Here is a 15,638-nt window from a genome sequence, read left to right on the forward strand (position 1 = left end):
ACGATGCGGTGAAGGTCATGCGTCCACGATAGGCGGCGGCCCGGGAGCCCGCAAAGCAATTACGGCGCGCATCACGGCATCTCGATGTCGCATTCGGCACGCCGGCCCCGCACAGCGTCCAGCGTCACGGGGTGGTCGGGACCGAGTCGCCGCCCGAGCGCTTCGGCTGCCTGCCGGAGCAGGATCTCGCCCTTCGACTCGTCACCTGTCGCCATCAGATCAAGACTCAGGTTCACCGCACAGAGCTGGGTGTAGGGATGGTCCTCACCGCGAACCTCTCGGGACGCCTGAAATGTCCTGTCGGAGAGCTCCCGAGCAACGTCGCTCTCGCTGCTCAGAGCGAGGTCGTTGGCGACGTTGTTCGCGGCGCACAGCGTGTTCGGGTGCTTCTCGCCCAGTACGTCGATGAGCATCCGGTGTGCGTGCTCGTCGAGAGAACGCGCGGCATTCACGTCACCGACCTGCCGGAGCGTGGTCGCGGAGTTCACCATGGCGGCCAGCGTCAGTGGATGATCTGCGCCGAAACCGTCGCGGTAACGATTCACGACCTCCGACGCCAATGTCTGAGCCGCGCGCATCTCCCCGGCGACGAGAAGCGTGTTCGCATGGCTCATTTCGGCGGCCAGGGTGTACTCGTGGTCAGGACCGAAGCGAGCCCCCAAGTCCCCACGATTGCTACGGCTCTGATCGAGTGCCTCGGCATACCGTCCGGCTTTGCGCATCGCGACAGCCAGAGTGCGAGCCGCCAGCAGTACCTGGATATGACCGATGCTCAGGCGTTCACGCATCGAATGCAGCGTGGGGAACTGCAGGTTCACGGCGTCCTGGTAACGGCCGAGATCGTAGAGGTCGCGCGCGATGGCGGTGTTGCCCGACAGGCGGCGCGGGTCGTTCTCATCCACGACCGCCCGCCACAGCTCCATCAGTTCCTGGTCCACCCGGAGTGCTGCGGCAGGGTCTCCGAGCAGGCGCAGATCCTCCGCGAGACTCCGCATGGCGCTGAGGGTGGCCACGTCCTGCGGACCGAAGACCTCCCGGTATTGCTCCACGCTGCGCCGATCCAGTTCGTGAGCACCGGGGTAGTCGCCGGCAAGCCGCAGATCGGCGGCCCGCCCAAGCATCGCGGACAGCGTGTACTCGTGTTCGGGCCCGAACTCCGGACTGTCCCGCAACTGTTCCAGCACTTCGGCACCGAGCGCGCGGGCATGCTCGCGATAGCCCAGGCTGCGCAGGGCGTCAGCCAGATGCCGCGACGCCAGAAGGGTGTGTTCACCGGCTGGCCCCCGATTGCTGGCCGTGCCGGAGCGCCAGGTCTCGGCGGCGAGTTCGCCGAGCCTGCGGCCGCCTTCGTAGTCACCGACCGCGAGGAGATAGCGAAGTTGATCCAGCACGAGCATCCCGGCCTGCTCGCTGTCCGCGGTAAGCAGGTCCGCCGGAATCACGTGCGGAGCGATTTCGGCGTGCGTCGCCCAAGTGGCCGGGTCCTCGGGATAACCCGGGTTGGCTGCGGCGAGCAGATTCTGCACGTCCCGCCGCGTGCGCTCCACGGCATCCGGCAGAAGCGCATCACGAGTGAACATCCGCACCAGACGAGGAACCTGGATCCGCTGATCCGAGTCGATCCTCGCCAGGCCGAAACTGCGAAGGTCTCGAATAGTGCGACTCAACGCCATGGGATCACGGAGGACGCGGTCCAGCGGGCCATCGACAATCGCACTTCGGCCGAGCCGCAACAGACGGACGGAGATCGGCGCGTCACCCAGGAACGCGAACAGGTCGAGAAGAAACGCGGCCGCCGGCATGTCCATGCGGAGCCGCTCGAACACCAGGCCGGTCGTCGCGGCGATCGTCGAGGGGTAGGCGGTCGGCCTGCCCTCGGACATCAGCTCCCGCACGTGATAGCCGAGAAGTTCGAGGTACTCCTCCACCGGCATACCGGTGACAGCCTGCCAGGACACCGCTTGTTCCAGAGCCAGCGGAAGATCGCCCAGCGCTTCGGCCAGCCGGGCGGCGTCGCCCTCGGTAATCCGGGGATGACGCCTGCAGATGAGCTCGACGCTTTCCCTCCGGTCGAAGACGTCCAGCTCGACCACCGGGGCGATCGCGTGCCATTCCGGATTGCGGGAGGTGACGATGACGTGGCCACGGCCGGAGGGCAGGAGCTGGGCCACCGCCTGCGGATCGTCGGCGTTGTCGAAGACGAGCAACCACCGCAGCTCACTCGTTGCCAGATTGTCGAGAACCATGCCCGCTGTCTGCCGGCGATCCTCACTGCCGGAGATGCCGAGACGCTCCGCCAGACGCGACAACGAATCCAGGACCATGAGCGGGTCGCCGGCCGGCAACCACCAGATCAGGTCGTAGTTGTCAGCGAAGCGGTGAACGTACTCCGCCGCCAGCTGCGTCTTACCGACCCCGCCCAGGCTGTGCAGAGCCTGCGGCAGGATGACGACCTTTCCTTGGCTACTCAGCTCGGACCGCACCTCATCCAGCGAACGATGCCGACCGACGAAATACGGGTTACGAACCGGGATGTCACCCCGGATCACCGAGCGCGGGAGCACTGCCACAGCGGGGAGGGTGATTTCCGGGCTCGACGCGAGGACGGTCGAGGGGAGATCACGGCCACCGATGGACGAGCACAGGGCCCTAACAGCGGCCTGATCCATGCCGACCGCCGGGGCGACCCCGTCAAGCCATTCGTGAAGGTGGCGGCTGTCGGCCCGGCCGCTGCTGTGCGCCACTTCCTCGACGAAGACCATCAGCGGAGGCGGCGCACCGTCCCGGCTCGCTGCCGACTCGAGGCGCCGGACGACGGCGAGGGCGTCCTGCCAGGACGGTGGCGGATCCGGGAGGCGGAGTCCCTCCACAGCCCTGCGGAACGCCTCGGCGGTCCGGACCGGCGGCAGTTCCCGGAGCATCTGCACGAGTTCCAGACGGTCATCCGCACCGATCAGCGCCGCCTCGGACTCTTCGAGGAGCCGCTCGACCTCCGCGAGCGCCGGGTGCCCTCCATGGAGCGCCTTGACCACCTCGACTAACGCGCGCAGCCCTCCGGGTATCGCCTGGCAGGTGTTGACGATGGCCAGGAGGTCGTGGCGGACGTCGGCGTGCCGTTTCACGGTCATCGGTTTTCCGAGCCGTTGTGAAACCTCGGCCAGGTACAAGCTGCGTGAATCGCCGTCGAGCAACCCGGGCACCTCGAGCAGCGCGTCGCACAGGCGCTGCTTCTCGTCCCAGGAAGGTGGCTGCTCAGCGGTTGCGTCGCCATGCGCCGCCCGCAACGGATAGATGGTGACGACCACCAGGCCGTCCTCCTGCACCACCACCGGCTCCGGCGCGCCCACCTGCCGGCACTCCTGGATCGCCCGGGGGATGCCGGCCCCCTCGCCCTCCACGAGCTTCATCCAGCTCAGCACCTCGGCGAGCCGGAAGTTGCGGCGTCGCGACTCGGTCGCCAGCCCTGCCAGCGGTTGCCTTGTCCCGGTCATGAGTGCCGATCCGGTCCACGTTCCGGGGTTGACCACCTCGATCCGGTCGGCGAACACCCGCACGTGCACGCAGGACTCGTGGTTCTGGTAGTCACGGTGCACCAGCGCGTTGGCGATGATCTCGCGGACCGCGATCATGGGGTACTCGAAGACGGGCCGGACCTGGGCGGCGTACTCCGTCGGCGCCTCGCCCCGGATCGCCGCCTCCGCGACGAAGTCCCGGGCACCGACGATCTGCTCCGGCACGGTGCCGCGGAACACCCGCTTCCTGATCGGTGCGCTCCGGTCGGCGCCGTCGATCCGGGTGCACTGCACGATGGCGGTCGGCAGAATGGCGGCGGGGCTCGCACCGAACAGCAGAGCACCGGCCAGGGTGAGCCGGCCCGCGCTCATGAGGTGGGCCTGGTGAAGAAACTGGAGCGGTGGGAGGTCGGCCGTCAGCTCGGCCGGGATGTCGTCACGCAGGTCCTCCCGGAACGCACGCACCCGTTCCACGCTGTACGAGGTCGCCGCGGTCATGCGGTCCAGGAACGCGCGGTCGTCGCCCGGGTCGAGTGGTGCCGCCACATCCACCGTCTCCGGGGCGGGCGGAGACTCCTGCGCGGCGACGGGCCGGCGGGCGATGTTCACATTCCCCGATCCGGTCCACCTCCGGAAGGGTTGCGGACCGCCCGCCAAGGCGCCGACCAGAAAGGCGTGGAGATCATCGAGGTCGACGAGGCCATCCCCGTCCCGGTCCTGCGCTCCGCCGGTCAGCCCGTCCACCAGAGCCTTGGTGAACGGGCTGAGCTGGCCGTCGCGCTCGGCGTCCTTGACGAGCTGGTTCGGGGGCGAGGCGGCGAGCACGAAGCGCCCCTGACCGGCGAAACGCTCGGCCGCTTGGCGTCCCTTGTACGCGCCGCTGTAACAGCAGTCGAGAACGATGATCTTCGACCGTGCGGCGCAGGCGTCGACCATCCGGTTGAGAGTGTCGTCCGGCACGCCGGTTGCCTGAAGCCCGTTGACGCGGGTGTTCCTCGCGCACAGGAACAACTGCCGGTTGGACCGCCAGCCGTGCCCGCTGAAGTAGAACAGCACGACGTCGTCGGGCTCGGACTCGGAGAAGAACCTCTCCGCCTCCTCAAGGATGGCCCCGGCGGTGCCCTCGGGGATGGCACGGACATTCTCGTGCCGGAACATGCCGGTCACCGGGTCGGTGAGCGCCTGCCAGAGACGAGGGCCGTCCGACCGGGGCCCCAACAGGCGGTCGAAGGACGCGGGATCGGACTCGTAAACCGAATTGCAAACGATGAAGGCACGATGCACGCCCGCTCCTCGGCTGGAGATGGGTACGCCCGGCCTCTACCCTACGACCAAGCCGCCGACAATCAGGAGTCCGCTGATGGTGCCCGCGTCGCTCGTTCTCTCCCCCGTCGCCGCCGACCTCGAAAACGCGCGCGACGAGCTACTCACCTACCTCGAGGACGAGCCGGGCCTGCGGGTTGCGGACACGGTCCGGGACACCCCACAGCAGGGCCCACCCAAGGGCGTCGTCACGGACGTCGCGGTGGTCCTCAGTGGCTCCGGGGTGATCGCCGGGATCGTCCGGGTGATTCAGCTCTGGTTGAGCCGCGACCGTGACCGTCGCCTGAGACTGACTGTCCACACCGGCGAGAACGGCACCGAGATCGAACTGACCGGTGAGGACATATCAGACGAGACCGTACGTGCGGTCATGGAGAAGCTGCTGACCACGGAGGTGGCGGAGCAGCAACCCGCTCCGCCACCCGAGACCACCTGACTCCCTACGGCTGGCTGGGATAGACGGCGGGGTCGCCCTGTTTGATCCAGACGTTGGGGGTGTTGATCGGGAGGAAGGAGCGGTCGCCGCCGGGTTCGCGGGACGTGGGCACGGTGTCGCCGTTGGGCAGGTGCATGATGAAGTTGACGGGCTTGGTGTCGTCGACCAGGGCGATGTCGTATTCGGCCCAGCCGTTCTCGATTCTGGTGGGTGGCATGGGGCGGTCCCAGGCGATCTGGGCGAGCAGCGCCGGATCCACCGCGTCGCCCCACAGGTGCAGGCCCCAGCCGTCGAAGTCGCCTGCCGGGCGCTGGTAGTGCAGGGTGGCGGTGCGCAGCGGCGGGCCGGCGTATCGGACGGTTCGCACCGCGCTGGTGGAACGTGGTTCGGCGAGTACGGCGCGGTAGCGGATCGTGGTGCCGGGCGCCAGGGACAGTGTGGAGAGATCGTCGAAGGCCGTGTACGCCGGCGACGAACTGTCCGTGCCGATGGTCGTCCAGGGCCCGTCGGCGATGCTGCGCTCGAAGCGGACGACGTGCGTGCCGCGCTCCGGGTCGGCAACGGCGCGCACCTCGACGCGGCCGCGGACGTTGCTGTTCTCGGCCGGCGCCTCGATGGTCACCAGTGGCACGGGCACTCGGGCGCCCCGCGCCCGGCTGGTGGCGGTGTGGCCGGCGTTGTCCAGCACGACCGCCCGGTACTCCACGGGTGTGCCGGCGCGCAGCGAGCTGACGTCGTGGAACACCCGGTAGGGAGCGGTGTCGTCGGTACCGATCGGCGCCCATGAGCCGTTTCCGGTGCGGGCGTAGAAGCTGACCTCGTAGAAGGACGAGCCGGCGACGTTCGCCGTGACCTGCATCCGGCCGCGCGTCTCGGCGGCGGGCGCGGGCGGTTCCAGGGTGACGGCAGGTGCGGCGGCCGAGCGCGGGATGCGCCCGTCAAGCGCGTAGACCACGGTGGAGAGCGGCGGAACCGTCACCGTCAGCGTCCGGTCAGCGGCGGACTTCACCCGCGCCGGCCCACTACCATAAATCCGGGAAAATCCGCTCTTGGTGGCGAATGTCGGGATCGAGGCTGTAGCGGCAACCGCACTGTTGTTCAGCGCGACAACATACTCCCGCCCCTGAGCGATCCGCGAGAAGGCGTAGAGGGAAGAATCCGCGTACCGATGCTGATGCGCCCCGTCGCGCAGGGCCGGATGCTGCCGCGTCACCGAAGCCAGCCCGCTGATGGCCTGATAGAGCGGATGCGAGGGTACGAAGTTGGCCGCCGCGTGCGTCGACGACGTCCCGAGCAGATCGTCGTCCAGATACTCCGGTACCCGGCTCGCGAACAGCGTCTGCCGTGCGTCCTGATCCCCGCCGGGCCCGGTGAATCCCTGCTCGTCGCCGTAGTAGACGACCGGGTTGCCCCGCGAGAAGTACATCAGCTCATGCGCGAGCCGGTCCCGCGCGACCCACTCGGCATCCCCCGCGCCCGGGTTGTCCGCGACCACGAAGCTGCCGATCCGGCCCATGTCATGGTTGCCCAGGAACGTGGGCAGTTGGTAGACGTTCGAGTCCGCATCGGTGTACCAGTCGTCGCCCGCGAAGAACGTGCCCAGCTCACTGGCCGGACGGCCACGCGACGCGAAGTTCCGCGCCGCCTCCTGGAACGGGAAGTCGATCACGGCCTGCATGCGGTTGCGGGTCACGAACTGTGAGGTGAAGCTGCGGCTGGTGTCGAAGACCTCACCGAACATGAAGAACTCGCGTTTGCCCTGCGAGCGGGCGTACGACAGCACCTCCGGCCCGAACCGCTGCCAGAACGCGTCGTCGACGTGCTTCATGGTGTCGATCCGGAACCCGTCGATCCCGAAGTCGCGGATCCACGTCTTGTAGATGTCGATCATGCCGCTGACCACGCGCGGGTGCTCGGTGAACAGGTCGTCGAGGCCGAAGAAGTCGCCGTAGTACGAGTTCTCGCCGACGAACGTGGTGTCACCGCGGTTGTGGTACAGCGTGACGTCGTTCAGCCACGCCGGCACCTTCAGATCGCGCTCGGCGGGATCGAGAACCGGCACGTACGGGAACGAGACCGCCGGGTCGAGCGGTGGGATGGCATAGTCGCGATCGTCGAACGGCACCCCGGCCGCGGACCGGTACGGCGAGACGTCCTTGGAGACGTAGGGCTGCCGCGCGCCGGACGCGTACCCGATCACATCGGCCGTGTGGTTCGTGATGATGTCGAAGTAGACCTTCATCCCCCGCGCGTGCGCCGCGTCCACCAGCGCCCGCAGCTCCTCGTTGCTGCCGAGGTGCGGGTCGATCCGGGTGAAGTCGGTGATCCAGTACCCGTGGTAGCCCGCCGACGGCCCGTCCTCCGGCTGCACCGGCTTGTTCTTGAAGCTCGGCGTCAGCCAGATCGACGTGGTGCCCAGCCCCCGGATGTAGTCGACACGCTTCAGCAGCCCGCTGAGGTCGCCGCCGTTGTAGAAACCTTTCCGGGTCGGATCGAATCCGGACACCAGCGGGTCGTCCGCCAGCCCGCCCCGGTCGTTGGCCGGATCGCCGTTCTCGAAGCGGTCGGCCATGACGAAGTAGAAGTTCTCGTCGGTGACCGGCTCCCGCAGCGAGTGCCGCCCCGGTAGCCCGCCCGATCCCGCCGCCGCCGGAACCGGCGAGACGGCCAACGTTCCCACGACGACCGCGGAAGCGATCATCGCCACGACGCGACGTATCGACATGCGTACGCATGGTACGCATTCGGGACCGGGGCGGGAGGCCGAAACGCCTTAAGGCACCGGGAACTCCTCGACGGGCTTACCTCGCATGTAGTCCGCGAGGGTCTCATAAACGGCGGGATTGACGATGTCGTGCGACATCCGGTCGGTGTGCGCGGCCCAGTCCGGGTTCGCCAGATAGCCGGCCACCACCAGCGACCTGGTCCCGATCACCAGGGCGGCCGTCTTGTCGTTGTCGGTCGTGCCGGTCTTGCCGAACACCGGGTGGCCGACCGCGCCGCGCGCCGCCCGCGCCGTCGCGCCGCCGCACGACCCCAGCTGGGCCTGGTCGCCGACCGGGCACCGGGCCGCGTCGAGGGCCTTGCGCGCGACCTCCGTGCTGGTGGCCCGCAGGCAGCGCGACTTGCCGGCGTCGACCGCCGCGCCGTCCGCCGTGGTGATCGACTTGATCGGCGTGGGCGTGCAGTACGTGCCGTCGGCGGCGAGCGTCGCGTACGCGTTGGCGATGTCCAGCGGCGTCGACAACGACACCCCGAGCGTGAACGCACCCCAGTTGTGCGCCTGGTCCGGGTCGTTCGCCCGGTCGGCGTCGCCCGACTCGCGGAACTGAATACCGAAACGCTCGGCCACGTCCACGACCTTCTCCGCGCCGACCTGTTCCTGCAGCGGCACGAAGTACGTGTTCACCGACCGCCCGAACCCGGTCCACATGTTGAAGTTCCCGGACTCGCTCACCGACGAGTTCGTCGGGCACCAGTAGCCGTCGCACTGCGCGGGCGCGGACGAGTCCCGGTAGCTCGACTTGTACCGCTGCTGCGCGTTGATCGTCGTGTCCAGCCCCATGCCCGCTTCCAGGGCCGCGACCATGGTGAACATCTTGAACACCGACCCCGCCTGATATCCGGGGATGCCGCTGCTGCCGGTGATGATCGGGTTCGTGGTGTTCGGGTACGTGGCGTGCACGTCCTTGCGCGCGTCGGCCGGGTTCGAGGAGAGCGGGTTCTTCCCGTCGTCGATCTTGAAGCGACGGTTCGCCGCGAGAGCGCGGACCTCGCCGGTGCCGGGCTGGACCGCGGCCAGCATCAGGGCGTTGCGGCTGGTGTCCTTCTGCCGCTCGGAGATCTCCTTGCGAGCGGCGGCCTGCGCGTCGACGTCCAGAGTCGTGACGATCCGGAAGCCACCGCTCTTCAAAAGGCGCTCACGATCGTACGATGTCTGGCCGAAGGCCTCCTGGCCCAGCCACCACCGGTAGAAATAGTCGCAGAAGAAGCCCCACTGGTTCTTGGCCACCGAGACGCAGCCGCTGCTGGGCCGTTTCGTGGTGCGGCCGACCGTGACCTTCTTCGCCGTCGCGGCCTCGGCGGCGGTGATCTGGCCGAGCTCCAGCATGTTGCCGATGATGTAGTCGCGACGCTCCACGGCCTGCGGATATCCGCTCTTGGTCGTCGGATCGAAAGCGGTCGGCGCCTTGACCATGCCGGCCAGCATCGCGGCCTCGGCGACGGTCAGGTCGGCCGGTTTCTTACCGAAGTACACCTGGCTGGCGGCGTTCACCCCGTAGGCGCCGTTGCCGAACGGCGCCATGTTGAGATAGCGCTCGAGAATCTGCTGCTTGGTGAGTTCCTTCTCGACCTGCAGCGCGTATTTCATCTCGGTGAGCTTGCGTTCCGCGGTGTCGGCCGTGGCGTTCACGACCTCCTGCGGATCGGTCGCCGAATAGGCGAGCGCCATCCGCACGTACTGCATGGTGAGCGTGGACGCGCCCTGCTGAGCGCCGCCCTGGTTGTTGTTCACGAAAGCGCGGGCGACACCCTTGAGGTCGACGCCGTCGTGCTCGAAGAACTTGTGGTCCTCGGCCGCCACGATCGCGTCCTGCATGTTCTGCGAGACCTTGGCGAGCGGCACGTCGCTGCGGAACTCGTCGTACATGACCGCGATCTGCGTCTTGCCGTCGTTGGCATAGACCCGGCTGACCTGCGGCGACGCCTGCTCGACGAGGCCCTCGGGCATCTCACCGAGCTGTTCCGAACCGGTCTTGGCGGCCAGCCCGGACATGGCGACGGCCGGGAACGACGCGGCCGCGACCACGAGGCCGGCCAGCACGCCGCACACGACGAGAACGACCGCACTGCGCAGGAGGGGGTGTTTCCCGGAATTCACTCGATCCAGGCTATCCACGGCGGCCGCCGTGAAACCTGAATCCGCCTATGAAGATGCTGAGAGATCACTTCAGAAGCATGCGGAGCAGGGACACCAATTCTCCCGGGTGCACCGGCTTGTCGAGATATTCCACCGCGCCGGACTCGAATGCCGAGGCGATCTCCGCCTTCGACGCGCGGCCGCTCATCATGACCACGGGCGTGTCCGAATGGATCCGAGCGCAGACGCTGAGGCCGTCCAGACCCGGCATCACCATGTCGAGGACGACCAGATCCGGTCGCGTGGTGGCAAGCAGGTCGATGGCCTCCAGGCCGTCGGCGGCGGTGACGGCCCGGTAACCCGCGCGGTTCAGCAGGAACGCGATCAGTTCGCGTACGCCCTCGTCGTCGTCGACGACGAGGACCGTGGACGCCGCGGGGGTCAAGGTTGCCATGCCCGGAGCAATCGGCCCGGGCACGGCAACCCTGAGGATCATTCGTTGTCTGTCTTCTCCAGCGCGCGCCCGTTGGCGGCGGCGCTGGAGCCCAGCTTCGCGAGCAGACCGGACAGGTCGACACCGGTCAGGTCGGAACCCAGCTGCAGGCCCTGCGCGACGTTGTTCGCCACCGACTTGGTCAGCGAGGACGCGCCATCGGTGGAGATCACCGTCATCTTGTCGATCGCGCCCATCGGAGCGCTGGCCGCCTCGACGACCTGCGGCAGCACCTTCACCAGAAGATCAAGAACGGCCGCTTCACCGTACGCCGCAAACGCGTCGGCCTTGCGCGCCATCGCCTCGGCCTCCGCCTGCCCACGGGCCAGGATGGCCGCCGCCTCCGCCGCGCCCTCCCGCTCGATCGCCTCGGCGATCGCGGTCCTCCGGCGCTGCTCCGCCTCACCCTCCTTGGCACCCTCGATCGCGTGCGCCTCGGCCAGCGCGGCACGCCGGGCCCGCTCGCCCTCACCGGTCAGGCGGGCCTGCTCGGCCTGCGCCTGCGCCGCGGCGATGGTGGCCTGCCGCGCCGCGTCGGCGCCGATGACCGACGCGTTGCGGGACGCCTCCGCCTCCTGCTCCACCTTGTACCGCGCGGCGTCCGCCGGCTTGCGCACCTCGGTGTCGAGCTGGCGCTGCTTGAGCTCCGCGTTCTGCTCGGCGACCTTCTGCTGCTCGGCCAGGATCTTCTGGTCCCGCTCCGCCTGCGCGAGCGGGCCGGCAGCCGCGGACTGCGCCTTCGCCGCGTCGATCTCGGCCTGGATGGCGGCCTGCTTGAGCGCCAGGTTCCGGTTCGCCTCGGCGATCTTCTCCTCGGCGAGCAGCCGCTCCTGCTCGGCGGCCTGGCGGGCGCGGGCCTCGGCGATCGCGGCGTCCTTCAGCACGCGCGCGGCCTCCGGACGGCCGAGATCCTGCAGGTACGACCCCTCGGCCAGGATGTCCTGCAGCTGGAACGTGTCGAGCACGAGACCCTGGTTGGTCATCGAGTGCTCGGCCTCCTCGGCGACCGCGCTGGCGAACGCCGCCCGGTCCCGGATGATCTCCTCGATGGTGAGCCGGCCGACGATCGAGCGCAGCGCACCGGCCAGCACCTCACGGGTGAAGTCCTCGATCTCCGCCTGCTGGTGCAGGAACCGCTGCGCGGCGGCGCGGATCGCGTCCTCGGTCCCGCCGACCTTGACGATCGCGACACCGTGCAGCTCCGCGCGGATGCCCTGCTTCGACACCGCGCCCTTGATCCCGACGTCGATGCGGCGGCTGGACAGGTCGAGCGACTGCAGCCGCTGCACGACCGGCATGACGAACACCGAGGCGCCCATCACGACCTTCTGCCCGGACAGGTCGGTGCTGCTGGTGCCGTCGGCGGACTGTGTCACCCGGCCCTTGCGGCCGGTGATGATGAAGGCCTCGTTCGGCCCGGCGACCTTGATCCGCGAGAGCACGAACAGGACGAGGAGAATGGCCAGCAGCAGGGCGCCGCCGATCGCGATCAGCAAAGGTGACATCTATTCCCTTCCGGGGTCCGGGGTCGCCTCGACGACGACCGACGTTTCGGTGGGTGCTTCCACCACGAAGATCTGGGTGCCGGCCGGCAGGGCCTGGTCGGCGCGGGCGTTGAGTTTCACCGGCTGCCCGCCGAGCCGGACGCGGACCTCGCCGTAACCGGAACCGGCCGGCACCGGCGTGACCACCACGCCGAGAGTGCCGATCAGATGCTGCCGGGTGGGGGTGGCGTCGGTGCGCATGTTGCGCGCAGCGCGGGTCAGGCGCAACGCGAGCCAGGCGGCGATCACCGCGGCGACGGCGGCGACAGCCGCCGAGAGGACGATCAAAGCAGGTGTACGCGCATCGAGCACCTCGGCCATCACGGCACCGGCGAACCCGAGCGCCCCGAGGAAGCCGGCCACCGCCTCGAGGGAGAACAGCCCATCCGCGTCGATGTGCCCGAGGTGCAGGATCTCACCGCCGAGCAGTGCGATCGCGAGGAGTGCGACTCCGACGGCCCCGATCGCCAGAAAAACCACGGTCGCCGCCGTCAATCCGGAACCTCCCCCATTCGACCCCGGTCTTCCGACCGCTGCCACAGGGTAGTCGACGACTTCCACATTTCCGCGCCTGAGCTGGCATCATCGGCGGATGCCTCTCGGTCGCCGCGCTGTCCTGGGTGCCGGTCTCGCCGCCGCCCTCGCCGGTTGCCGGTCCTCCCCCACGTTCGTCTCCCCGGCCGCGGCTGCCCCGTCCGCTGCTCCCGTTCCTGTCGCTCCGGCTGCTTCGGTTGATCTCACTCCGCTTCTTCAACGCCACCTGAAGCCGACGCCGGCCAACCCGAAGCACCCCGGATACGCCGGTGCGGTCGCCCTGGTCATGGTCAACGGCAGGATCACGACACACGTCGCGGTCGGGCACGCACTGCGCTACACGGCCGGCCCTCGCGAGCTGCCGCCCGCCAAGCGCGTCGCCATGCGGAAGGACTCGATCTTCGACACCGCGTCGCTCACCAAGGTCTACACCGCGATCCTGGCGCTCCAGCTCGTCGACCAGCGGAAACTCGACCTGTCCGCACCGGTGCGGACCTACCTCCCCGGCTTCACCGGCGCCGGGAAGGATCGCATCACGGTCGCGATGCTGCTCAGCCACACCAGCGGCCTGCCGGTCGGCGTCCGTCGCACCGGCCTCTCCCGCAAGTCGGTGCTGACGACCCCACTCGTGTCCGGCGCGCGGCCCGGCGACGCCTTCCGGTACTCCAGCACCGGCCTCATGGTCGCCGGCCAGCTGATCGAGAAGCTCACCGGCAAGACCCTCGACAGGGCCCTGCGCGACAACCTGACCACGCCGCTCGGCCTCACCGACACCGGATTCCTGCCGCTGAAGTGGGTCCGCGCACCCGCCCGCCTGGTCGCCACCGACGCGCGCAGCTCCCGAGGACTTCTGCGCGGGGTCGTGCACGACGACGTGTGCAACGACCTCGGTGGGGTGGCCGGGCACGCGGGCGTCTTCGCAACGGCCCGGGATGTCGCCGTGATCGGCCAGATGCTCCTCGACGGCGGCACGTTCAACGGCCGACGCGTGCTTTCCCCCGAAATCGTCCAGCAAATGCTGATAAATGCCAATAAAGGCAAGAAAGCGTACGATCCGGAGCGCCCGAAACGCACCGCCGACCATGGACTCGGCGTGGTACTGAACCAGCGGTGGTTCATGGGCGCGCTGTCCGGCCCCGCCACGTTCGGCCACACCGGCTTCACCGGCACGTCGCTGGTGGTGGACCCAACCCGCTCACTGGTCCTGGTGCTGCTGACAAACCGCGCCCACCCCAACTGGACCTGGTCCAACCCCGACCCGATCCGCGCCGCCGTCGCCGACGCGGTCGCCACCTGACTCTTCCAACCCCAACCCGGCGCCGTGTGGCCTTTTGTGCCTTCCGTCGCGCAGGCTGGGCGGCGCCCGCTCGGCCGCGCCTTCCCCGCAGCCGCCGCCAGCCAGCCGCGTGGGCGCGCCGCCTGTTCGGCCTTGCCTTCCCTCGCCGCCGCCGGTCCTTTCCGCTAATTGCCGGCCACGCCTTCCTTGCCGCCGCCTGCGTGGGCCGCGCCTTCCTTCCTTTGACCGGCGCCTGGGTGGTGGTTACGCGGCCCGCCGGTCGGTGGTGGAGGCGAGGGCGTGTGGCACCGAGCGGTAGGTCGCGAACGCGGTGTGCAGGCGCATCGTCCGGAGCATCATCTGCAGGAAGCGGGACGGGGCGGCCAGCAGGAGGTCGCCGCCCCGGCGACGGGCGGCGTTGCGGCCGCGCACCAGCGCGCCCACGCCGGTCGAGTCGATCGTGCCGGCCTCGGCGAGGTCGACGACGATCACGCGGCGCTGGACGGCGGCTGACTCCAGAACCGCCCGCAGTTCGTCAGCGACGGCCAGATCGACGTCGCCGGTCACCCGCACCACGGCGGCAGCGGGCCCGATCTCCAGCGACACCTGGTCACCCGTCGCCGTCCGCACGCGCAGCGCCCGTGCCGCAACCGAGGTCGCCGAGCAGGACGGGCAGTGGTGCGGCCCCCGCGCGAACGCCGTGCCCGTCCACCCCGTGCCGGCAACCGTCACATAGACCACCTCGGTGTCGTGCAGCCCGTAACCACCGGGCGCCGCGACCACGCCGCAGCCGTCACAGGTCAGCTCCACGCCCGTACCCCGCCTGGCTGGAACAGCCGTCATCTGCGCGCTCCCCACGTCATTCGCCGCCGTGATCGTGACTGACCGAAGTGGTGCCTTCCTAAACCCTGACAGACCGATATGACAGACACGTGACAAGATCGTCCGATTTGGTGAAACCGCCCCGGTCGCCGGGAACTGGGCGCACCTTTCGACCGACTTCCGGGTTGAAGATGATGATCTAGCGCGGAGGCGGGCCACCATGGGAAACGACGACAGCCCGGCACCGCCGTCCCCACACCGCCCCCGCCGGCACCGCCCGCGCTTCGCCGGCCGCCCTCACCTGCGGGTTCTCCACCTGAACGGCCGCCCGGTCCTCGTGCCCCGCACCACGCCACCACGCTCCCGGCGCCACCGCGGCGCGCTCGCCCTCCCGCTGGTCGCCCTGCTGCTCCTGATTCCCGGCGCCGGCGCCCTGATCGCCAACCCCGCCCTGCTCGGTTCCCCACCGTCCGGGCCGTGCCCCGACCGCACCTCCCAGGCGATCGCCACTTCCCACGGCACCCTGCGCATCCGCACCGAACACACCCGCGCCCACAGCACCACGCTGATCCACCTCTGCGCCGACCCCGCCCTCGGCCCGGTCACCGCCTGGTCCGCCACCACCCACCACCACGGCATCCGCCGCCCGGTCCCGGTTCAGGCCATCAGCGACCGCCTCGCCCTCTCCGCGCTGACCTCGGCGCTCGCCCCCGGCACCGAGCTGACCGTCACCCTGCGCCTGCCCTCGGGCGCCCGCTCCTCGTTCACCACGACCCTGACCGCCTGATCCCTGGGACGATCTGCGTACACGGGGTAGGCCGGCCCGCTACCGGTGCC

10 protein-coding genes are annotated in these 15,638 nt (G+C 69.2%); 3 read left to right on the plus strand and 7 right to left on the minus strand.

Translation table 11 applies throughout. From position 1 onward, the window contains the following. Window positions 1-71 precede the first annotated feature (71 nt). On the minus strand, window positions 72-4,796 hold the full coding sequence (gene fxsT, locus AB0M02_RS28995) for an FxSxx-COOH system tetratricopeptide repeat protein (RefSeq protein ID WP_364232331.1): 4,725 nt from the start codon (window positions 4,794-4,796) through the stop codon (window positions 72-74). Window positions 4,797-4,872: 76 nt separating this feature from the next. Between fxsT and AB0M02_RS29000 the strand changes: the two genes are divergently transcribed. Then, window positions 4,873-5,271, plus strand: coding sequence for a hypothetical protein (locus AB0M02_RS29000; RefSeq protein ID WP_364232333.1), 399 nt, complete (start codon window positions 4,873-4,875; stop codon window positions 5,269-5,271). A gap of 4 nt (window positions 5,272-5,275) precedes the next feature. Here the strand turns inward: AB0M02_RS29000 and AB0M02_RS29005 are convergent, their stop codons facing one another. The 5 genes from AB0M02_RS29005 to AB0M02_RS29025 all read right to left on the minus strand — a co-directional run bounded on the left by AB0M02_RS29005 (window position 5,276) and on the right by AB0M02_RS29025 (window position 12,664). Further along, the gene (locus AB0M02_RS29005; RefSeq protein ID WP_364232335.1) at window positions 5,276-7,996 is read right to left on the minus strand and encodes an alpha-amylase family glycosyl hydrolase; all 2,721 of its coding nucleotides are present in this window, start codon (window positions 7,994-7,996) and stop codon (window positions 5,276-5,278) included. Window positions 7,997-8,044: 48 nt separating this feature from the next. Beyond that, window positions 8,045-10,048, minus strand: a complete 2,004-nt coding sequence (locus AB0M02_RS29010) for a transglycosylase domain-containing protein (protein ID WP_364232747.1) — start codon at window positions 10,046-10,048, stop codon at window positions 8,045-8,047. Window positions 10,049-10,217: 169 nt separating this feature from the next. Beyond that, the gene (locus AB0M02_RS29015; RefSeq protein WP_364232337.1) at window positions 10,218-10,586 is read right to left on the minus strand and encodes a response regulator; all 369 of its coding nucleotides are present in this window, start codon (window positions 10,584-10,586) and stop codon (window positions 10,218-10,220) included. A 38-nt stretch (window positions 10,587-10,624) separates the two neighbouring features. Then, on the minus strand, window positions 10,625-12,130 hold the full coding sequence (locus AB0M02_RS29020; protein ID WP_364232338.1) for an SPFH domain-containing protein: 1,506 nt from the start codon (window positions 12,128-12,130) through the stop codon (window positions 10,625-10,627). Further along, window positions 12,131-12,664 (minus strand): NfeD family protein, encoded by a 534-nt coding sequence (locus tag AB0M02_RS29025; protein WP_364232340.1) that lies wholly within the window; start codon window positions 12,662-12,664, stop codon window positions 12,131-12,133. 97 nt (window positions 12,665-12,761) lie between these two features. Between AB0M02_RS29025 and AB0M02_RS29030 the strand changes: the two genes are divergently transcribed. Then, window positions 12,762-14,000: a serine hydrolase domain-containing protein gene (locus AB0M02_RS29030; RefSeq protein WP_364232343.1), complete on the plus strand. Its 1,239-nt coding sequence runs from the start codon at window positions 12,762-12,764 to the stop codon at window positions 13,998-14,000. A 243-nt stretch (window positions 14,001-14,243) separates the two neighbouring features. On the opposite strand, the gene AB0M02_RS29035 is transcribed toward AB0M02_RS29030, so the two are convergent. Next, the gene (locus AB0M02_RS29035; RefSeq protein ID WP_364232345.1) at window positions 14,244-14,822 is read right to left on the minus strand and encodes an STAS domain-containing protein; all 579 of its coding nucleotides are present in this window, start codon (window positions 14,820-14,822) and stop codon (window positions 14,244-14,246) included. A gap of 199 nt (window positions 14,823-15,021) precedes the next feature. On the opposite strand from AB0M02_RS29035, the gene AB0M02_RS29040 reads away from it, so the two are divergent. After that, window positions 15,022-15,588, plus strand: a complete 567-nt coding sequence (locus AB0M02_RS29040; protein ID WP_364232348.1) for a hypothetical protein — start codon at window positions 15,022-15,024, stop codon at window positions 15,586-15,588. Window positions 15,589-15,638: the final 50 nt, after the last annotated feature.

It is taken from the genome of Actinoplanes sp. NPDC051861, from assembly GCF_040681145.1.
In the GTDB taxonomy this organism is placed as follows: domain Bacteria; phylum Actinomycetota; class Actinomycetes; order Mycobacteriales; family Micromonosporaceae; genus Actinoplanes.

Excerpts from the sequence above, each read along its gene's own strand:
- AB0M02_RS29020 (WP_364232338.1), bottom strand. The coding sequence starts at position 12,130 with ATGTCACCTTTGCTGATCGCGATCGGCGGCGCCCTGCTGCTGGCCATT.
- AB0M02_RS29000 (WP_364232333.1), top strand. The coding sequence starts at position 4,873 with ATGGTGCCCGCGTCGCTCGTTCTCTCCCCCGTCGCCGCCGACCTCGAA.
- AB0M02_RS29035 (WP_364232345.1), bottom strand. The coding sequence starts at position 14,822 with ATGACGGCTGTTCCAGCCAGGCGGGGTACGGGCGTGGAGCTGACCTGT.
- AB0M02_RS29040 (WP_364232348.1), top strand. The coding sequence starts at position 15,022 with ATGGGAAACGACGACAGCCCGGCACCGCCGTCCCCACACCGCCCCCGC.
- AB0M02_RS29030 (WP_364232343.1), top strand. The coding sequence starts at position 12,762 with ATGCCTCTCGGTCGCCGCGCTGTCCTGGGTGCCGGTCTCGCCGCCGCC.
- AB0M02_RS29005 (WP_364232335.1), bottom strand. The coding sequence starts at position 7,996 with ATGTCGATACGTCGCGTCGTGGCGATGATCGCTTCCGCGGTCGTCGTG.
- AB0M02_RS29010 (WP_364232747.1), bottom strand. The coding sequence starts at position 10,048 with ATGTCCGGGCTGGCCGCCAAGACCGGTTCGGAACAGCTCGGTGAGATG.
- AB0M02_RS29015 (WP_364232337.1), bottom strand. The coding sequence starts at position 10,586 with ATGGCAACCTTGACCCCCGCGGCGTCCACGGTCCTCGTCGTCGACGAC.